This is a genomic window from Sulfurimonas xiamenensis, from assembly GCF_009258045.1.
Taxonomy (GTDB): domain Bacteria; phylum Campylobacterota; class Campylobacteria; order Campylobacterales; family Sulfurimonadaceae; genus Sulfurimonas; species Sulfurimonas xiamenensis.
The window spans coordinates 736,630-756,970 of record NZ_CP041166.1 but is presented as its reverse complement, the minus strand read 5'-3'; the positions used below and the strand labels follow the sequence as shown (position 1 = coordinate 756,970).

At 33.7% G+C, this 20,341-nt stretch carries 22 protein-coding genes; 4 read left to right on the top strand and 18 right to left on the bottom strand.

The window, feature by feature from the left end; all coding sequences use genetic code 11:
• Nucleotides 1-60: 60 nt before the first annotated feature.
• Nucleotides 61-417 carry a histidine triad nucleotide-binding protein gene (locus FJR47_RS03950; RefSeq protein ID WP_152299163.1) on the top strand — a complete coding sequence of 119 codons (357 nt, stop codon included), beginning with the start codon at nt 61-63 and terminating at the stop codon, nt 415-417.
• Between the two features lie 14 nt (nt 418-431).
• Here the strand turns inward: FJR47_RS03950 and FJR47_RS03945 are convergent, their stop codons facing one another.
• The 11 genes from FJR47_RS03945 to FJR47_RS03895 form a co-directional block, all read right to left on the bottom strand.
• Nucleotides 432-896: an OsmC family protein gene (locus FJR47_RS03945; protein WP_152299162.1), complete on the bottom strand. Its 465-nt coding sequence runs from the start codon at nt 894-896 to the stop codon at nt 432-434.
• Nucleotides 893-2,293 (bottom strand): argininosuccinate lyase, encoded by a 1,401-nt coding sequence (gene argH, locus FJR47_RS03940; RefSeq protein WP_152299161.1) that lies wholly within the window; start codon nt 2,291-2,293, stop codon nt 893-895. The genes FJR47_RS03945 and argH overlap by 4 nt, the downstream gene beginning before the upstream one ends.
• Before the next feature lie 107 nt (nt 2,294-2,400).
• Nucleotides 2,401-2,742 (bottom strand): cytochrome C, encoded by a 342-nt coding sequence (locus FJR47_RS03935; protein WP_152299160.1) that lies wholly within the window; start codon nt 2,740-2,742, stop codon nt 2,401-2,403.
• A 72-nt stretch (nt 2,743-2,814) separates the two neighbouring features.
• On the bottom strand, nt 2,815-4,629 hold the full coding sequence (locus tag FJR47_RS03930; RefSeq protein WP_152299159.1) for a menaquinone biosynthesis decarboxylase: 1,815 nt from the start codon (nt 4,627-4,629) through the stop codon (nt 2,815-2,817).
• A gap of 1 nt (nt 4,630) precedes the next feature.
• Nucleotides 4,631-5,572, bottom strand: coding sequence for a hydroxymethylbilane synthase (hemC, locus tag FJR47_RS03925; protein WP_152299158.1), 942 nt, complete (start codon nt 5,570-5,572; stop codon nt 4,631-4,633).
• Nucleotides 5,573-6,394 carry a thioredoxin domain-containing protein gene (locus tag FJR47_RS03920; RefSeq protein ID WP_241855420.1) on the bottom strand — a complete coding sequence of 274 codons (822 nt, stop codon included), beginning with the start codon at nt 6,392-6,394 and terminating at the stop codon, nt 5,573-5,575.
• On the bottom strand, nt 6,357-6,785 hold the full coding sequence (locus FJR47_RS03915; protein WP_152299156.1) for an FxsA family protein: 429 nt from the start codon (nt 6,783-6,785) through the stop codon (nt 6,357-6,359). Before FJR47_RS03915 ends, FJR47_RS03920 begins: the two co-directional genes overlap by 38 nt.
• Nucleotides 6,785-8,089, bottom strand: coding sequence for a proline--tRNA ligase (proS, locus tag FJR47_RS03910; RefSeq protein ID WP_152299155.1), 1,305 nt, complete (start codon nt 8,087-8,089; stop codon nt 6,785-6,787). Before proS ends, FJR47_RS03915 begins: the two co-directional genes overlap by 1 nt.
• A gap of 3 nt (nt 8,090-8,092) precedes the next feature.
• Nucleotides 8,093-9,391 (bottom strand): glutamyl-tRNA reductase, encoded by a 1,299-nt coding sequence (hemA, locus tag FJR47_RS03905; protein WP_152299154.1) that lies wholly within the window; start codon nt 9,389-9,391, stop codon nt 8,093-8,095.
• Nucleotides 9,391-10,278, bottom strand: coding sequence for a polyprenyl synthetase family protein (locus FJR47_RS03900; protein ID WP_152299153.1), 888 nt, complete (start codon nt 10,276-10,278; stop codon nt 9,391-9,393). The genes hemA and FJR47_RS03900 overlap by 1 nt, the downstream gene beginning before the upstream one ends.
• A gap of 156 nt (nt 10,279-10,434) precedes the next feature.
• The gene (locus tag FJR47_RS03895) at nt 10,435-10,734 is read right to left on the bottom strand and encodes a DUF2018 family protein (RefSeq protein WP_241690943.1); all 300 of its coding nucleotides are present in this window, start codon (nt 10,732-10,734) and stop codon (nt 10,435-10,437) included.
• A 125-nt stretch (nt 10,735-10,859) separates the two neighbouring features.
• Here FJR47_RS03895 and FJR47_RS03890 point away from each other — a divergent pair, with 125 nt between their 5' ends.
• Nucleotides 10,860-12,008 carry an FAD-dependent oxidoreductase gene (locus FJR47_RS03890; protein WP_241855419.1) on the top strand — a complete coding sequence of 383 codons (1,149 nt, stop codon included), beginning with the start codon at nt 10,860-10,862 and terminating at the stop codon, nt 12,006-12,008.
• Here the strand turns inward: FJR47_RS03890 and argB are convergent.
• Genes argB through FJR47_RS03870 form a run of 4 tightly spaced genes read right to left on the bottom strand, consistent with a single transcriptional unit; the run spans nt 12,001 to nt 15,674 of the window.
• A complete protein-coding gene (argB, locus tag FJR47_RS03885; protein ID WP_152299152.1) occupies nt 12,001-12,852 on the bottom strand; it encodes an acetylglutamate kinase in 852 nt (283 codons plus the stop codon). The two genes, FJR47_RS03890 and argB, sit on opposite strands and share 8 nt — an antisense overlap.
• Nucleotides 12,852-13,757, bottom strand: a complete 906-nt coding sequence (locus FJR47_RS03880; RefSeq protein ID WP_152299151.1) for a tetraacyldisaccharide 4'-kinase — start codon at nt 13,755-13,757, stop codon at nt 12,852-12,854. The genes argB and FJR47_RS03880 overlap by 1 nt, the downstream gene beginning before the upstream one ends.
• 11 nt (nt 13,758-13,768) lie before the next feature.
• Complete coding sequence (locus FJR47_RS03875) at nt 13,769-14,890, bottom strand: DegT/DnrJ/EryC1/StrS family aminotransferase (protein WP_152299150.1); 1,122 nt, start codon at nt 14,888-14,890, stop codon at nt 13,769-13,771.
• A gap of 10 nt (nt 14,891-14,900) precedes the next feature.
• Nucleotides 14,901-15,674 (bottom strand): NAD+ synthase, encoded by a 774-nt coding sequence (locus tag FJR47_RS03870; protein ID WP_152299149.1) that lies wholly within the window; start codon nt 15,672-15,674, stop codon nt 14,901-14,903.
• A gap of 177 nt (nt 15,675-15,851) precedes the next feature.
• On the opposite strand from FJR47_RS03870, the gene FJR47_RS03865 reads away from it, so the two are divergent.
• Nucleotides 15,852-16,445, top strand: a complete 594-nt coding sequence (locus FJR47_RS03865; RefSeq protein WP_152299148.1) for an MBL fold metallo-hydrolase — start codon at nt 15,852-15,854, stop codon at nt 16,443-16,445.
• Nucleotides 16,446-16,459: 14 nt separating this feature from the next.
• On the opposite strand, the gene FJR47_RS03860 is transcribed toward FJR47_RS03865, so the two are convergent.
• Together FJR47_RS03860 and cmoB are read right to left on the bottom strand one after the other, a co-directional pair.
• Complete coding sequence (locus tag FJR47_RS03860; RefSeq protein WP_152299147.1) at nt 16,460-16,888, bottom strand: hotdog domain-containing protein; 429 nt, start codon at nt 16,886-16,888, stop codon at nt 16,460-16,462.
• Nucleotides 16,889-16,890: 2 nt separating this feature from the next.
• Nucleotides 16,891-17,775, bottom strand: a complete 885-nt coding sequence (gene cmoB / locus FJR47_RS03855; RefSeq protein ID WP_152299146.1) for a tRNA 5-methoxyuridine(34)/uridine 5-oxyacetic acid(34) synthase CmoB — start codon at nt 17,773-17,775, stop codon at nt 16,891-16,893.
• 77 nt (nt 17,776-17,852) lie between these two features.
• Between cmoB and FJR47_RS03850 the strand changes: the two genes are divergently transcribed.
• A complete protein-coding gene (locus tag FJR47_RS03850; protein WP_152299145.1) occupies nt 17,853-18,746 on the top strand; it encodes a cation diffusion facilitator family transporter in 894 nt (297 codons plus the stop codon).
• Between the two features lie 26 nt (nt 18,747-18,772).
• Here FJR47_RS03850 and rny read toward each other — a convergent pair whose 3' ends face one another.
• On the bottom strand, nt 18,773-20,341 hold the full coding sequence (gene rny, locus FJR47_RS03845; protein WP_152299144.1) for a ribonuclease Y: 1,569 nt from the start codon (nt 20,339-20,341) through the stop codon (nt 18,773-18,775).

The window sequence follows — 20,341 nt, the reverse complement described above, 5'->3', positions numbered from 1 at the left end:
ACTGTTTTAAACATTTGTATTTACTAGTTTTAAATTAATATATTTAAAAAAGGGAATATAATGTGTATATTTTGCAAAATAGTCAATAATGAAATACCGGCAAATATAATATTGGAAAATGAAGATTTTTTAGCATTTCATGATATAAATCCAAAGGCACCTATACATGTATTGGCAATACCAAAAAAACATATAGACAGCTTTAATGAAGTTGATTCAAAAACTATGAAAAATATGACTACTTTTATGCAAAATGTTGCAAAAGAGTTAAATATTGATAAAAGCGGATATAGAGTTATAACAAATATCGGTGAAAATGGCGGGCAAGAGGTAGGGCACTTACATTTTCATATTCTCGGCGGTGCAAAATTGGCATGGTCACATTTAAGCGATGCAGATCCAAAAGGCAATATTTAAATTTTAATGAGAGCTTAAGAAGAACAGCTCTCAATTTCACCTAAATCTATCTTATTTCCGGTGCCTGATATCATTTTCTCATTTTCTTTTATCTTTTTACCATTGTGCATAATTGAGTAAGATATTGCAACAGAGTCTCTGATGGTATTGATAGTTGAGCAGTATGTCTCAAGTGATGCCATAACCCAGCGAGTAGCGGTTATATCATCCGCATCAGAATTAAAACTATAATTAAGATGCAGAGTGTTAAACTTTTTAGGGTGATTATCGGCTCTTAAAGCATCACCATCAATAGTTAAATCTGTAACTGTTTTATTTTGATTCTTTGGTATTAAAATCATATCGCTGGCGCTGCATGTAATAATTCCCGCCAAAAAATACTCCACCGGTGTTATCTGTGGACAATCAATTATAAAACTGCTTTTTTGCGTTTTTGCTTCAAATTTCATATCTTCTTTGTGAGTAATTGTTACCTTCATACTAATAACTCCGGATTCGTTTTTGCTATAAAATTTTTAAAATATTCTAACTGCTCCTCTGTTCTTTTAGTAGAGGTTCCACCGGCTGAATTTCTTGCATTCATAGAGTTTTTAATTGATAAAAATTCCAAAACATCACTGCCGATTCTACTATCAATTTCTTGAAGATATTTTAACTCAATATCACTCAAATCAATTTTTAGCTCTTCGCTCTTTGCAACAGCTTTTCCTGTAATAAAATGAGCTTCTCTAAAAGGAATATTACACTTTTGAACTAAGTAATCAGCCAAATCAGTAGCGCTTAGATGACCCACTTTACAAGCACTGTTCATATTTTGAGTTTTTACTTCCATTGTTTTAATGGCTTCTTTTAATATTTTTAAAGATATTTCGGCAGTTTCAACCGCATCAAAAACTCCCTCTTTATCCTCTTGTGTATCTTTGTTGTATGCTAGCGGAAGAGCTTTCATAACAGTCAGAAGGCCCATTAATGAGCCATAAACACGACCTGTTTTACCGCGAAGAAGTTCAGGAACATCAGGATTTTTCTTTTGCGGCATAATTGATGAACCTGTAGAGTATTCATCACTAAGTTCTATAAACTTAAATTCATAACTTGACCACATAACAAGTTCTTCGCTAAGGCGGGAAATATGCATCATCATAGTTGAAATATTAAATAAAATCTCTAACGCAAAATCTCTGTCACTTACCGTATCTAAGCAGTTTACGCTTACACCGCTAAAACCTAAAAGCTCAGCTGTCATATCTCTGTCTATATTATGAGGCGTTCCTGCAAGCGCTGCACAACCAAGAGGTGAAATGTTATTTCTCTCATACGAGCTCTCAAATCTCTCAATATCTCTTTTAAACATAGATAAATATGCGCCTAAATGAAATGCAAAATTTATTGGCTGAGCATGTTGAAGATGTGTCATACCAGGGATAAGAGTTTGAGTGTGTTTATTTGCAGTTATCAATATTTCACTCATTAAAAGTTTTAAAGCGTGAACTATTTCCAAATTTTTACGAAGAACATAACGACGAAAATCGACCGCGATTTGATCATTTCTGCTTCTTGCTGTATGCAATTTTTTGCCGGCATCGCCAATTAAAGCAGTTAAACGCTTTTCGATTCCCATATGAAGGTCTTCATCAGATATTTTCCACTCAAATTTACCTGATTCTATTTCATCTGTCACCTGATTAAGCCCATCACTGATCTGCTTAAGTTCTTCAGCTGTTAAAATGCCTTGTTTTGCTAACATTTGTGCATGTGCCAAAGAGCCTTCAATATCTTCTCGATAAAGTTTTTTATCAAACATAATGGAAGCGTTAAACTGATCCAAAAGATTCGCCGCACCTGCAGAAAAACGACCTGACCACATTTTATCCATAATTTCTCCAATATAAAAAGTTTGGTATTTTAACTAAATTAAATGATTTTACAAAGAGAAGCACACTTTATAAAAAGCACTTTTACTATTTTTTATGCAAATTAAAATTAATTACAAGCAGGCACTTTACCGCTATCTTTTGCATATTCTGCTAAAAACTGTATTAAATGAACTGATTTTTTTTCAAATGCTTTGCTTTTAAAATATATATAAGAATCTTTTGCTTTTTCATCTTTGCTTATTAAATGAATTCTAATCAGCTCTTCACCACTGTTGCGCATAATTTTCTTCCACTCTGAAATAGTTTTTTGGGCAACAAACTCCTGCCCTTCCCTATGGCAGGGAGCACATTTTTTTACAAATTCTTTCTGACCTTTGTAAACAGCCGCTTCTACATTTAAAAGTGAAAAAATAACAATAAATATGAAAGAAATGAAAAACTTATTCATATACTAAACCTCTACTTCACTTTATATTAGATTCTATTATAGTAAGATTTTAGAAAAAACTATCTTTTTATTTTAAAGTTGATATTTTTGATAAAGTTTCTCTTCCAAGTCCCATAAACCTTTTCTTTTTAAAGAATCTACTACACTGGAAGTGCAATCAACATCATCCGGCCACTCTCTGTTAAACCCATCCAACATATTTTTGCTAGTTCCATCCAAACCGACCATCAAACCTGAGATAAAAATATCTCTAAGAGCATCTATATTGTTTGTAACTCTCCATATTAACATATATGGATTCAAAATATCATTTTTGGCATCATCAACAAAAACCACTACTCTTATATGTGTACTCAATTCAACAAGAGCATCAAAATAGTTCTTTACATTTTTTTTCTTTTTCAGAGATATAACAGTGATAGGATTTTTTGTTTTTTTCATAAACTGATGTAAATCAACAGCTTCTGGAATAACTTCTTTAACTTTTGCAAACAACTCTTTATCATCTAAAAGCTGCGGTGCTTCTACCGTATGTGCTGTTGTTGCATCTATTCCCAACTTTCCGCCAACCAGATTTTCCGGGGAAGAGTGATCCAGAGCATCTAAAATTCCCTCCGTGATAAAAAGAGATTTTGGTGTAAATCTGTCAAGTACATATGCAGCTATAGCTTCATACTCTTCCAATTTTGGAGCATTTTCATCTAAAAATATTGCATGTTTAACAAAACTCATCTGTCCTGCACCCCAAAAAGCGTGCATAAATTGTTTTGCGTGACCTTTGTAAAGCGGTTTCATTTTTGCAAGAATAAGATTATGAAAACCTGCATTTTCAGGCATATGATAATCAATCAAATCAGGCGCAGTTGTTTTTAAAAGAGGAAAAAATATTTTCCCTGTTGCCCAGCCCATATATTTATCTTCAAGCGGCGGCTTTCCTACAACGGTTGCTAAAAAAACAGGATCTGTTTTTGTAGTTATAGCGCTAACTTCCATAACAGGATATGGTTCAGCAAGAGTATAGTAACCTGTATGATCTCCAAAAGGACCCTCAACTCTCATTTCTGAAGTGTCTACCCACCCTTCGATAACATAGTCTACATCTTGTGGTATATAAAGAGGAGTTGTAATTGATTTTACAAGTTTTACATTCTCTTTTTTTATAAGACCATACATTAAGAGTTCATTTACTCCATAAGGAAGCGGAGCAGTTGCACACCAAGTGTAGAGAGGATCACCTCCTATTGCAACTGATACAGGCATTTTTTTACCCGCTTTTTGATACTGGTCAAAAAAATGAGAAGAGTCTTTATGAATCTGCCAGTGCATTCCCAAATGGTTTTTATCATACACTTGGAGTCTATACATTCCAAGATTTACCATCTCGCCGTCTAAACTCTGTGTATAAACCTGCCCCATTGTTATAAAAGGTCCGCCGTCTTGCTCCCATGTAGTCAATACTGGAAGTTTATAAAGATCTATATCTTCATCTAAATATTTTATCTCTTGGCATGGACCGCTGCCTTTTAATTTTTTTGGAAATATATTTTTTAGTGAAAAAAGTTCACCTGCCATTGCAAGCTTATCAAAAAAACCTGCAGGAGGTTTCATATGAAGAAGTTTTGTTATCTCATCTGCAACTGATTCTATTGTTCTGCCAAAAAGAAGTTCACAACGCTTATAAGAACCAAAAACATTCATAAGAACACTCTCTTTAAACTTTTTACCGCTTTTTTTATCCACTACATTGGTAAATAAAAGAGCCTTGCCGCCATTTTCTTTTTTTACTTCCGCATAAGCCAAATGAGGAATTTCTAAATATATATCAAGCTCTTCATCAATAATTTTTAATTCATTATTTTGTTTTAATAACTCGATACTTTTTTTCATTTTATTCATTTCCCATCATAGCTTCTGCACGCGCAAGCAGCTCTTTAGCGCCTTTTGCTATAAACTCTTGCGCCATATCTCTACCTACACTCTTATAATCTTTTTTAGATGTAATCTTTGAATCACTTAATACTTCAGTTCCATCAGGAAGACCCAAAATAGCTTTAACACTTATATTTCCATCTTCTAGAACAGATGCATTTACACCGATTGGAACTTGGCATCCGCCGTCTAATTCATCAACAAAAGCTCTCTCTATAGTTGTCTCTATTCTACTGTATTCATCTTCAAGTCTAGCAACAATTTTTAAAACTTCATCATCATTTATAGACTCAATTCCTAATGCTCCCTGTCCCATTGATGGAATCATCTCTTCAAGAGATATCGGATAAACATGCTTTACAGCATCCAAAAGAGAGAGTCTGTTAATACCGGCAGAAGCTAAAATTATTGCATCAAATTCACCCTCTTTTAATTTTCTTATTCTTGTATCAACATTGCCTCTTAAATCTTTGATAATTAAATCAGGACGAAGTTTTTCTATCTGCATACGACGGCGAAGCGAAGATGTTCCAACTACTGCTTTTTTTGGAAGAGAATTTATGTTTGAATATTTTTCAGATAAAAGAGCATCCCTGCAATCCTCTCTCTCGGTAATAGCAGCCAAAAGCAAACCATCCGGCATTTCAGTTGGAACATCTTTTAATGAGTGCACAGCAATTTGAGCTTCACCTCTCATCATTGCTTCTTCAAGCTCTTTTAGAAAAAGTCCTTTTCCGCCAATAGTAGACAAACCTCTGTCTTGAATTCTATCTCCAGTTGTCACTATAATATTAAGATCAACCTCAAGACCCGGATTTTGTTCTTCTAAAACAGCTTTGATGTGATTTGACTGCCAAAGCGCAAGCTTTGATCCTCTTGTAGCGATTGTTAATTTATTCATCTATTTTGCCTCTTTATATCTATTTTTTGTTTTATCTATTTTTCCGTCAAAGAACATTGTAGGAGTTCCGTTTACCATCAGTTCGCTAACGATTTTTAAATCACTTTTAAGTTGATCTGAAACCTCTTTTGATATTAAATCAGCCATATTTATATTTGATTTCATTACTTTATTAAATGCCGCCAATATTTTTTCATTAGACCTCTCTTTTGGATTTATTTCAACTTTATAGAGATTAAGGATTACATCTTTTCTACCCTGAAGTTCAAGAGCAATGGCTGCTTTTACAAGTTCAACAGCAGCAGGGTGTATTCTTTCAAGTGGAAAATGATAGTAATACACTGCAAACTTATCTGGCTCTTTTTTCATATAGTTTATAACTTCCGGAACAAATTGTCTACAAAAAGGGCATAGTGGATCAGAAAAAATAGCTACTTTATGTTTTGCATTTTCATTACCATAAATTAAATTCTCTTTTTTATAATACTCATCTTTAAACGGCATTGAAATCAAGTCACTCATGTTTTTTCCGCTTTTTAAATCATACAGCTCTTTTGTAACAACCTCCCCATTAGAATACCAAATCATATTTTGAACAACATGCCGCTTGTCCTTTTTTAATACCGCATCTAATCCAACAACAAATGCGCTCCAATCTTTAAATCCTTCAATTTCAATTTTTTCTTTGATATTAACTTTAATGGATTCTATATTTGGATTCGTGTCAAAATTATCTTCTAAGAACTGCTCTACTTTTTGATTTAAATCATCTGCTTTTAAAAAGCTACTTACTATCAGTATTATCGCTAATAATTTCAACATCAATGACATCACTATCCTTTTTTAGATTTTTTTCTTTATACTCTGTTTTACACTTGCCTGATTTTACATGATAACGATTAACAAGCATAGTCGTAAATACGCTAAATTGCAACAAAGCACCCACAATATCTGTTAAAAAGCCTGGAACAATAAGCAATACTGCTCCAAAAATTGTAAATAAATTTAAATTTTGAAACTGCTCTAAATCAATACAGCTGTATGATACAGCTGCAAAGTTTTCTCTAAGTGTTGATTTAAAATTTGCCAATATAATCAATCCGATAAATGCGCTTAAAAGTATCTCAAAAAATGTTGCCAGTCCGCCAATTGCAGATGATATGTTTACGGAGATTAAAACCTCTAAAAATAGGTAAATAAGAAAATAGATCATTACTTTGTCAATTCCATTATTTTATTATAAACAGTATCTGCTTCTACAGAGATATTGATTTTTGTTTTTCTGTCATATATCTCAACCAAGCCATTGTTTAACTCTTTTCCTATAATAACAGTATACGGAAAGCCTATCAACTCAGCATCTTTCATTTTAAAACCAAATCTATCTTTTCTATCATCTAGCATAACTTCTACTCCTGAATTCTTAAGCCTCTTATAAAGCTCTTCACCCAGTTCAAATTGGCGGTTCTCTTTTACATTTGAAATTAAAATATTTACCATATAAGGAGCAGTCTCTTTTGTCCATATACAGCCATTTTCATCGTGATTTTGCTCTATAACAGCTGCTACAAGCCTGCTAACACCCATTCCGTAAGTTCCCATTATAAATGGCTGCGCTTTTCCATTCTCATCTAAAAACTCTGCTTTTAGCGCTGCTGAATATGTAGTTCCAAGTTTAAAGATATGACCAACCTCTATACCTTTGGTTAAAGAGAGTTTGCCGCCGCATTGAGGACAAATATCATCTCCTTTTATATCTTTTACAGATGTAAAAACCATATCTTTTTGAGCTTCATCGCCGGCACCTAAAAATATCTCTATATTTGCACCGTATTGACAACTATCACAAACAGCCAAAGTATCCTCTCCGCTTCCGGCAAGTACCATCAGCTCTTTAGAACCAGTTCCGCCGATTGCACCACTGTCTGCTTCAACTATTCTAAAATCAAGACCTAATCTTGTCAAAATTTTCTTATATGCTTCTTCCATCATATCAAATTCTCTATCTAAATCCGCATAAGATGCATGAAAACTATATCCGTCTTTCATGAGAAATTCACGACCTCTCATAATACCGAATCTAGGTCTCGCTTCATCACGGAATTTTATTTTCATCTGATATAAATTGATTGGAAGTTGTTTATAGCTTGTAACTCGATTGCGCACTAAATCAACCATCATCTCCTCATGTGTCGGGCCGAGAACAAACATTGTGTCTTTTCTGTCATGAAATCTTAAAAGCTCTTTTCCAAACTTTTCACTTCTTCCACTCTCTTCCCATAAAGAGATTGGTGTTACAAAACTTAGTTCAACTTCTTCACATCCAACAGCAGCCATCTCTTCATTGATTATATTTTCAATTTTTTTAATCACTCTTTTTGCCAGTGGCATATAACTATAGAGTCCACTTGCGACCTGTGATATAAAACCTGCTCTACTTAAAAATATATGACTCGCCAGCACAGCATCAGATGGAGCTTCTTTTGTTGTTGGTATAAACGCTCTACTTCTTCTCATTATTTATTTTTCCTCTATAATATTTAAGGCATACTCGCATTTATATTTATCAGGCATGTCATTACTTTCTTTATTTATTAAAAACTGCAGAGCACTTGTTACCATGTCTGATTTTGCTTCCTCTGATACACTACGCATTTTAGAGGTCATTTGATGTAAAAATCTTTTCATAACCTGTTCGCTCATTTTATGAACCTGAGCTTCATACTCTTTTGGAATGTAACCATTTTTTATAACTCTGTCACTCTCCGCTTTTGCTGCTTCAAAAGCTTTTTGATATATCTCTTTTATTATCGGTTCAATATTAAGCGTGTTTAGCCATTCAAAAAACTCTACCGTACTCCGTCCAATTATTCCATGAGCTCTTCTTGCACTGTCTTCACGCAAATTTAAATTTTCATCTACAATATTTTTTAAATCATCAATTACATAAAGATTTATACGGTCACCTTTGTGATAATTAATATCGCGAGGAAGTGCCATGTCAAACCAATACCTATCAAAATCGCAAGGCTTAATAATCTCATCTGTTATAATAGGCTCAGATGCAGCCGTAGCGGTAAAAAGAATTTCAAATTCATTTATCACTTTTGGAAGCTCTTGCATATCTAAAACTTTTACACCGCATATATTTGCCAAATCTAAAGCTTTCTCTTTTGTTCTATTCATAACATGAACATCTGCGCCACTTGAAATCAAATGTTTAACAGTAATTTCTGACATCTCTCCAACACCGATGACTAAAGCTTTCTTTCCTTCAATATTATCAAGAATTGATTTTAGTTTTGCTACAGCAACGCTGGCGATGGAAACCGGTTTTGAAGAGATATCTGTTGCGTTTCTGACTTTTGCGGCACATTTAAAAGCGTGGTGCATAGCACGAGACAATTTTTGACCGCAATATCCGCTATCATAAGAGAGTCTAAAAGCATCTTTTAACTGTCCTGGAATCTGTGTTTCTCCGACAATCATTGAATCAAGTGAAGATGCAACGCTAAAAATATGATGAATAGCACTGCTGTCATCAAATATATCAGCTCTTCCTTCAAGCTCATCTATACTAATTCCTGATCTTAAAGATAACATCTCAAAAATATGCCGTGTTGCTGATGCAATATCACTGCAACTGCAAAATACTTCCATACGATTACATGTAGAAATAAGGATTGACTCATTAATTGCTTCACTGGAGTTCAACTTAATTAAACAGGCTTTTATAGCATCATCATCTTTGTAAGAAAGTTTTTCTCTAATTTCTAAAGTTGAATTTTTATGTGAAAAACTTATATTTAAATAGTGCATTAATAACTTCTTTTTATCATAGTTTGTAAAATATTTACGAGTTGTTCATCATCTTTCATGGTAATCATAGCCTCATTTGATAATTTTTGTGCTAATTCAAAAGATTTTTCGATAGTTTTATGTTCTTGCATTTTTTGTTTAATCCAAAGAGTCTCTTGCTCGTCTAATGCTTTTGCATGTAGGCTAACTAACCTCTCTTTTTCATCATCGCTTAAAACTTTATATAGATAGATATAAGGAAGTGTGCATTTACCCTCTGCAAAATCATTCATAGAAGGTTTTCCAAGAGTTGCAGAATCGGCAGTTATATCCAAAATATCATCTATTATTTGAAAAGAGAGTCCAAGATTTCTACCATATAATGCATAAGGTTCAGGATTTTTACCGGTTAAAATTGCAGCCGCTTGAGCCGCTGCTTCTATAAGAGTGGCTGTTTTAAGATATAGCATCTCAAGATATTTCTCTTCATCGCTGTTAAAATTATCTGCCATCTTAACATCCATCATTTCACCTTTGCTAAGTGCCGTAACGGAAGATGAGATGATTTTTGCTATCTCTTTATCAAATGAAACCAACTCGGTAAAAGCTTTTGAGTATAAGATATCACCAAACATTACAGCTGTTTTGCTCCCGTCTGTTGCATTTACAGAAGCCACTCCGCGTCTTAATGTTGCTTCATCAATTACATCATCATGAAGCAGACTTGCCGCATGAATAAGTTCTACTATTGCCGCTAAAAGAGGAGCTTTTTTATGAGATGCGGCTATCTTTAAAATCAATTTGGCACGAAGCCTTTTTCCACCTAAGAGCATCTCAAAAAGACGAGTGACCTCATCATAATTTATCTCTTTAATTAGTCTTGCAATTTCGTTTTCAACTCTTTGCATAATCTCTCTTTAACCATATTTTATTATCGTATTTTACAAAAATTTTCTTTTGCACATCTTTTTTTAATAATATTTCTTTACTTTTTCTAAAATCAACAGTAATTATGAAACTAAAACAAACTAATTAAAAAATAAAATTTTGTAAAAAAATCTCAATTATTCACTTTTTGAAAGTATCGCACCCATTAACTCTATATAGAGGCTTTTTGCATAATTATCAACTTCTTCTCTGTTTGAAATCATATAATTTCTAACTTCTTTATCTATGTCTTCGCCAAATTTTTCAGCTATTAAAAGCTCCAAAGCAGCAGTTCTGTCTATAAAATTTTGCAATTCATGTCTGACTACATCATTGTTGGCATTAAACACAACATCCATTAATTTGCTCTTTGGAGAGCCCATAAAAATATCATCTTCATCTTCAAAGAGTCCGTACATTTTACATCCTGTTATCATAATATTCCCGCGATTATAGCATCACTATTCTTATAACGGCTTAACACATATCTCCTAAAAATGGTTCTTAAAACAAAAATCACAAAAGATTTTTAAATTAAGTCTTAATTTTCTATAATGTCAAAATGAAAATATATGATTATTTAATTATCGGAGCCGGAAGCGCAGGTTGTTGTGTTGCTCACTTTTTACATCAAGAGGGAAAAAGTGTAGCTATTGTCGACAGAGAAGGCATAGCCGGCGGTGCAAGCGGAGCTGCCGGAGCTTTTTTATCACCTCTTCCTGGCAAAAAAAACCTTTATAATTCACTGGTAAATGATGCACTAAATTTTTCCATAGATTTTTATAAAAATCTACTTCCAAATATAGTAGAAAAAAAAGGTGTTTTAAGAATCCCAAACAATAATTTCAATAAAGACAAATTAGCACAAAGTTATATAAAATATAGCTATTATGACACGCAAAAATTGAAAAACATCTCAAAAAATTTTATGGATATCGATGGCTATTTTTATGAAAATGCAGCTGTAATTGAACCAACTGAAATTTCTAAAAAATTAATAGAAAATTGTGATTTTTATAAAAAAGATATAAAAAAATTAGATTTTAAAGATGGAATTTACAACATTGATGAAATCAAAGCAAAAAATATAATTTTAGCTCAAGGAGTAAGCACCTCTTTAGTAGAGATTCCTTATATGAAAATATCTCCTATTTTCGGCTTAAGAATTGATGTTAAAACAACTACAAAAATACCTTTTAATATTCATAAATCTATCTCTGTTTCAACAAACAAACAAGATGGAACCGTATCTATCGGAGCAACACATGAAAGACATGACAACGCTATACTAGAGTGTTTAACTACATGTGACAAGTGCCCTTTTTATGTAAATAGCGAACAAGGACAGATAGAAACTCTTTTGAAACAAGCACAAGAGTTGATTAAACTTGAGGATTTAAAAGTTGTAAAAATATACAAAGGTGCAAGAGCAACGATAAAAAGCTATTTTCCAGTAATAGGCAAAGTTATTGATTATGAAAAAAGTTTAGAAAAATATCCCTCTATAAAAAATGGAACAAAAATTCCACCAGACTCTTTAGAATACTTTGAAAATTTATATATTATAAATGCTCTTGGTTCTCGAGGTTTTGTATTTGGTCCCTATTTGGCAAAAATCTTAACTCAAAATATTTTGCACAATACCCCGATACCAAAAGAGATCTCTACACAAAAACTCTTTTACAAAACAGCTCGGGCAAAAGCTAATTAACTATCTGTGTTCCTACACCTGCAGATGTAAAGAGTTCTAAGAGTAAAGAGTGCTCTATTCTGCCATCTATAATATGGGCTTTTTGTACACCGCCCTCTATCGCTTCAAGACATGCATCCACTTTTGGAACCATACCTCCATGAATCGTTCCATCACTCTTTAGAGCTTCAACTTCATCTTTTGTAAGCGTACTTAAGAGCTCTTTGTTACTGTTTAAAACTCCTGCCGTATCTGTTAAAAATATAATCTTGTTTGCTCCTATTGCCTTTGCAACATAAGAAGCACACAAATCTGCATTAATATTAAAACCAGGATGCCCCATCTCTGAACCGTCAGCAATTGGAGCAATTACGGGAATAAATTTTTCTGCAATAAGATTTACAATAACATCAGCTTTTACTTCTGTTATATTTCCGGTTAATCCCCATTTTGCAAAATCTTTTGCGCGAGCAGTGATGAATTTTGCATCTTTTCCGCTGATTCCTATTGCTTTTGCTCCGTGAGAGTTTAAAAGTGAAACTATCTCTTTGTTTATCTCTCCGCTTAAAACCATCTCAACAATTCTCATAACTTCTTTTGAAGTTACACGCTGTCCGTCGATAAATTTAGTATCAATTTTTAAAGCATCCAGCATCTCATTTATCTGTCTGCCGCCGCCATGAACAATAACAGGTTTAATTCCCACTAGATACATAAGCAAAATATCCTGCGCAAATCTCTCTTTGAGCTGTGGAGATTCTTGCGCCGAACCGCCATATTTTATAACTACTATTTTTTTATTAAACTCTTTTATAAACGGTAAAGCTTCAAGAAGTGTTTGTACTGTTTCAATCTTTTTTTGCACTATTTTCCCCTATAATTATCTACTATTTCAAAAATTTTCTTATCAATTGTCACTTTAAGATCTAAAAGTGACAAAGGTATATCAAACTGCTCTAATTTTACAAAATCTTTGTATGTAACCAAAATTGAATCTGCATTATCTCTTTGCAAAATAGCAAGAACCTCATCTTTTGTAAATGCATGATGATCTTCAAAATAATTTTTACTAAGGACTTCAGGCAGATACACATCAAGACGCTTCGGTCTTGCTATGGCAGTTACGAGTGACATTTTATCACTTTTATTTTTAAGTTCAACCACTCTCGTAAAATCTATCTCTTCTTTTACTAAAAGAGCTTCTTTTGAACTCCATAATCTCTCTCTAAAAGGACCCGATGGAATACATGAAGAGTTTTTACTCTCTATATCTATAAGAATATCGAGTTTTTTTATCTCATGCTTTGAGTAGGCATCATCTAAAAACACAATCTTCGCACCTAACTCTTTAGCTTTTAAAATACCTTTTTTTCTATCTTCACTTACAATCACTTTGATATTTGGCAATTTATGTGCATAGATCATCGCCTCATCACCGCTTCTATCTACATCACATAAAATTTCTCCATCATTGCTTACAACAACAAGACCGTTGCTTTTTCTGCCATATCCCCTAAGCACTACTGCAGCATCTTTGTATCTTGATGCAAGAGCAGTTACAAAAGGAGTTTTGCCGCTTCCGCCGACGCTAAGATTTCCAACACTAATAACATCAACGCCCAAATCTTCGCTTTTTTTACTTTTAAATCGTAAAAACATAGCAAAACAGTAAATCCAACTTAGAGGAAGAAGTAAAATAGAGAGAAGTTTTTGTGTAAAACTTGGGTTGTAAAAATACTCTTCAACCCAAAAAATTACTTTTTTTTTCAATTTTTTGCTTTTTAAACTCTAGTCGATGCTACTGATTTGATCTTATCTATTACATACTGCACTTCTTCATTTTTCATACTTGGATATATCGGAAGCGACATTACCTGTTGATATGTTGTAAGTGCAACAGGAAAGTTGTTTACTTTTAGTGAATATTTATGCTTGTAATATGATAAAAAATGAAGCGGAATATAGTGAAGTCCAACTTCAACACCCTCTTTTTTAAGCTCAAGCGCAAAAGAGTCTCTGTTTTTATCTACTTTGATAATATATAAAGAGTATGGATGTTCATCGCTCTTTGGTTCAGGAATAGTCACATGTTCGACTCCCTCAAGCGCTTTATTGTACATCTGCGCTATTTCTTGGACTCTTTGTAGACTTTTATCTTGTTCTTTAATTTGAGCCCGTATATAAGCGGCATCTAACTGACTCATTGAGTAATCAAAACCTATATCTACAACATCATATATATATTCTAAAGAGTCTTTGTCTCGTTTAATTGCATGTGAACTTAAAAGATTTGCGCGCTCAATAATCTCCTGGGAATTTGAAACTAGCATACCCCCATTGCAAACATCTTTTTTTAAATGAGATGAAAAATCAAAACATGTAATATCTGCGCCTGTTGAACCTATTTTATCCCCTTTATAGGTAGCTCCAAGAGCCTCACATGCATCCTCAACAATCTTAACATCATTTGTTTTTGCCATAGCATAAAGTCTATCCAAATCAACACATTGTCCTGCTATATGCGTAACAATTACAGCTTTTAGTTTTTTAGCTTTGTTGTCTTTTAAATATGTTTCTAGCTTATCAAGATTTATATTGTAGGTTTGAGGGTCTATATCTATAAAAATAGGCTCAGCATCAAAGTGTCTAACAACTTCAGGCACATTTGGATGCGCATTTACAGAACATACTATTTTATCGCCTCTTTTTAAATCAAGTGCCAGCATTGCCAAATGAAGCGCTGATGTACCGTGCGATGTAGCCAGCGCATAGTCTGCCCCGATATATGAAGCAAACTCATTTTGCAGCTCTTCTACTTGATCTATATCTTCACCGTCTAAAACATCACTTACATTTGAGTGCGCTTCTACACTGCTTTCATACTTGTAAAATGGAACTTTCATTATCTAATCCTTATAATATATTGTTAGAGGTTAATTTTGCTATAACAGGCATTTTGCCTTTAAACTGATTGCGCGATATTCTTGATAGTATCATATCGATCATCTCTTTGTTATAACCCATTTGAACCATCTCTTCTTTAGAAAGTTTTTCTTCGGCATAAAGTTTAAGCATTTCATCAAGTTGTGCATATGTATAACCCAAATCTGCTTCATCGCTTTGACCACTCCACAAATCTGCTGAGGGAGCCTTTTTTATAATGCTTTCTGGCACACCCAGATACTCTGCCAACTCATAAATTTCACTCTTGTACAAGTCACCTATCGGATTTATGGCACACGCCAAATCCCCATAAATAGTTCCATAACCTAACAGCAACTCGCTTTTGTTGCTTGTTCCTAAAACCAAAGCTTTTTGTTTAGCCGAGATATCAAAGATTGTAGCCATTCTGAGCCGTGCTGAAAAATTGCCTTTTCTTAAATTATCCATATCTGGATTCAACTCTTCATAAACTCTTAACATCGGTTCAATTGAAGCCGTGACAGATTTTAATCCAAAATTTTGACATAACTCATCCGCATCAATCAAAGAACTTTGCGAAGAGTAATGCGAAGGCATCTTGACACATAAAAGATTATCTTTGAAAACTTTTTGAGCAAGCACGGCAACAACAGCTGAATCAATTCCACCGCTAAGACCTAAAACAACATTCTCAAGTCCAGTTTTATGAACTTCATCATTTAAAAATTGTTGCAAATATTCCGTTATTTGCTCATATTTTTTCATTACTAACCCCTAAAAAAGTAATAAGTGCCCTTTATCAGGGCTTAACAAAAAATATTATATCAAATTTTGGTAACCTTAAGAACATATTGCATTTTTTATAATATTTTTTACAAAAAACAACAAAACTGCTCTGCTTTTTTGTTACAATTTGTCAAAAAAAAAATGAAAAGTAAAAAAATGAAAATACAAGTTAAAGCAATGGGAGATTATCAAACAAACTGCTATATCGTCACCATAGACAAAAAAGATTTTATCATTGATCCTGGTATCGGCGCCACGGAGTGGGTTATGAAAAATGTAACAAATCCTGTCGCAATATTAAATACACACGGACATTTTGATCATGTATGGAGTAATGCCGAACTGCAGAAGAAATTAAAGGTTCCCCTTTATACCCCAGTAGATGATGTTATGCTCTTATCAAGCAGCTCATGGATGCCGGATCTGCCGCCTTCAAAACCAGATGTGGAAGTAAAACCGGATGAAGAGTTTGATTTTGAGGGTATTAAAGTAAAGTTTCGCCACTTTCCGGGACACACACCTGGATGCTCAACGATAGAGATAGGCAATGCTATGTTTAGCGGCGATTTTATATTTGAACGCTCTATCGGACGAACTGATTTTCCATACTCATCCCCGCAGGATATGAAAAAATCACTTGAAAAATTTAAAAAAATCCCGTATGACAAAACTATATATCCAGGACATGGAAATACTACAACCATCAAACAAGAGCAGCAATATAGCGATTACTGGATAGAAAATCTTTAAAAAGTCTTCTACTCCTAAGCATTTTTTGTTTTAAGAGAACTTAATTCCAGTACATGTTTTTCAGTAACAAATGTTTTAAATTCACCCTCAAAAACTTTTGTATTTAAAACATTTCCTATTACATATACACTACTTTTTCTGCCTTCTGTGCTTTTGATTTCAGCAGTAAAATCAACTATATCTCCAAGCTTTACAGGAGCGATAAATCTGCAACTACTTGCCGCTAAAACAACATTTTCCTCATTTATGGCAGCCATTGCGGCATAATCCGCCGCACCGAAGATAAAGCCTCCATGGATTAAATTTTTAGAGTCAGCGACCATTTCAGGAGCCGTTACAAATTTTAATTCTACAAATCCATCTTCAAGTCTCTGTATCTCACCACATAAATTACGATTTATCTTTTTATGCGTTTTTAATTTCGTTTCAATGCTCTTGTTCATCTTTATCCCTTCATTAATTTTACATATACTCTTGCAGGTGCAGGATAACCTTCAACAGTTTTACTTTTATCATTTTCATCTAAAAAATTCTCTAAAGACTCTCCCTCTATCCACTCAGTTTTTCTCTGCTCATCACTATTTGTAACTGAAGTTTCTAGAACTTCAAAACTCTTAAATCCTGCTCTTAGACACCAATTTTTTAAAGCTTTTATTGTCGGTACAAAGTAGATGTTTGGTATTTTAGAATAAGATGACTTGGGACATAAGCACACCTCATCATCACCCTCTATATAGAATGTATCAAGAATCACTTCGCCTTTTTTATCAAGACCTTTATAAAGAGATTTTAACATTGCAACAGGATCACTTCTATGATAAAGAACTCCCAGACAAAAAATAACATCAAACTTCTCTTCATAAAATTCCAAATGTTCAACGCCCAAAAGTTCGTAAACAATATCACTCTTTACAAAATGGTTGATAAATTCAAACTGTGTTTTATAGAGAGGCGAAGGATCAAAACCTACTAAAGATTTTGGTGCATCCTCCTGCATTCTAAAAAGATAGTACCCATTATTACACCCTATATCGGCAACTCTTTTATCTTTTAGATTAAAATGTTTTCGCAGAAGATTGTATTTGATATAGCTTCTCCACTCTGAATCAATAAATGTATCAAAAAGTTTAAAAGGTCCTTTTCGCCAAGGCATCATCATTTTTGCTATTTTATCTACATCTTTTGGAGCAGCTCCATTAACACTTATTATATCACCAAGTTCTACTTCCCAAGAGCCATCCTCTAAACTCTTTAAAGCCTCTTGAAGCGGTGCTATATTTTTCCATTTCATCCATTTAAGACGCTCTTCTCTCAACTCTTGTAAATTCATATTTTTACACCCTGTCTTTAATTACTATAAAATATTAATTTTATTATAATTGTATCTTAAAAGATATAGGATTTAAAATGAGAGTAGAAAAAAAAGCAACAGTTGTTTCAACTTCAGTAGCAGCACTGCTTGTTGTTATGAAAATGACAATTGGTATCTTAAGCGGTTCTATTGCAGTTTTAGCTTCTGCAATTGATTCTTTGCTAGATTTGACAGTATCCTTGTTTAACTACTTTGCACTCCATAATGCTGAAAAGGACCCAGACAACAATTTCAACTATGGACGAAATAAAATCGAACCACTTGCAGCAGTTATAGAGGGTACTGTAATTTCTCTCTCAGCACTATTTATACTTTATGAAGCGCTTATAAAAATAATTTATCCTCGAGAAATGAACTATGTAAACGAAAGTATTACAGTAATGCTTCTTTCTATTTTAATTACATCTTTGCTTGTAATGTACTTGAACAGTGTTGCTAAAAAAACAAACAATATGGTTATAAAAGCAGATGCGCTTCACTATAAAACAGATATTTTTTCAAACGGCGCGGTTCTTTTAGCACTTGGGCTTGTTTCGCTAACAGGAGAAGGATTAATTGACCCTATTCTTGGTATTTGTATTGGCATCTATATGATTTATTCGGCAATGCCTATTATAAAAGAGGGTATTTTAATGCTTCTTGATGCTGCATTGTCTGAAGATGATATAAAAAAGATTACAGATACTATTGAAAGTCAAACAGATATAACTGACTATCACAAGCTTCAAACAAGAGAATCAGGCTCTCATATATTTATATCTGTTCATCTTGTCTTTAATGTAAGCATATCACTCTATGATGCACATCTTGTAGCAGATAAATTAGAGATGAAATTAAAACAACTTTTTAAAGATAAAAATGTTCATGTGCTTATACATATGGATCCATATGATGATTCAGAGATAAACGATATAGAAGAAACTATCTAGTTGTTTTAGATAGTTTCATTTATGTTTTATCTCGCAAATTCAACAGCTCTGCTTTCTCTAATAACATTTACTTTTATCTCGCCCGGATACTGAACTTTCTCTTCTATCTCTTTTGCTATCTCTTTTGCCATTAAAACAGACTCATCATCATTTACAAGAGAAGCGTTTACGATTACTCTTACTTCCCGCCCCGCATTGATTGCATATGCCTGTTTTACACCGGTATGCTCTGACGCTATCTCTTCTATTTCTGTAACTCTTTTTAGAAAACTCTCCAACACCTCTCTTCTTGCACCCGGTCTTGCCGCAGACAACGCATCTGCAGCACATACTGCACCACACTCTATCGAATTCATCTCCTCGTATCCGTGATGCGCATAAATCGCATTTATAACCACACCATGCTCATTATAACGATTACAAATCGCCGCACCCAAATCAACATGACTCCCATCATGCTCATGTGTCAAAGCTTTGCCTATATCATGCAAAAGCCCTGCTCTTTTTGCCAATCTGACATCTCCGCCCATTTCAGCAGCCATTATTCCAGCCAAATGAGCAACTTCAAGAGTATGCGCAAGTGCGTTTTGCCCATAACTTGCACGATAACGAAGCTTGCCAATAAGTTTAATAAGCTCAGGATGCATCACGCCGATATCCAAATCTGCGATAATTTCTTCACCCTCGTTGAGTATATTTGCATCAAAATCATCACAAACTTTACTATAAATCTCTTCTATTCTAGCCGGCTGAATACGACCATCTTCTATCAATAACTCTATAGTTTTTGTTGCAATTGCACGACGATAAAGATTAAAACTGCTTACAAGAATCGCATTTGGAGTATCATCTATAATAATATCTACACCTAAGAGAGTTTCAAGAGTCTTAATATTTCTTCCCTCTTTACCTATTATGCGGCCTTTTAACTCATCATCAAAAAGATGCACTAAATTTGTAAGGCGCTCTGCAGCAAATTCACCTGCATATCTGCTTGTTGCCTGAGCTAAAATATAGTTTGCTCTTTTTTTAGCCTCTACTTTTGCCTCATTTTCATACCGTCTTACAATATGAGCTATCTGCGCCCGAGATTTCTCTTCTATTTTTTCAAATAGAACAATTTTTGCTTCATCTTTTGTCATTCCTGCACAGTGCTCAATCGCACCTAGTGCTTCATCTATTTTCTCTTCATATCTCTTTTTTAGTGAGTCTAAAGATTTTTCATTTCTTTTTAAATCAACTTGTCTCGATTTTAAAATAGCTACTTCATCTTGAAGTCTTTTTTCTTCATTTTGTTTATAGCGCTTAAAATTTTGCTCTTTTACTATAATATCATCTTCTCTTTGGCGAAGATCTGCTTTAGCTCTCTCTTTTGCACTCTCATACAATTTTACTGCTTCTAATTCTATCTCTTGAGATTTCATATTAGCTTTGTAGAGCAGCATTTGTGCTTCATTTTCAATAGCACCGGCTTGAGCTTTAGCTTTTTCGACATAAATATCAAAATTAGCATTAGTTATTTTTTTAGAAATGAAAAATCCAATAAGCCCACTAACGGTAGCTGTCACACCACCAATTAGTATCTCATTTAACAT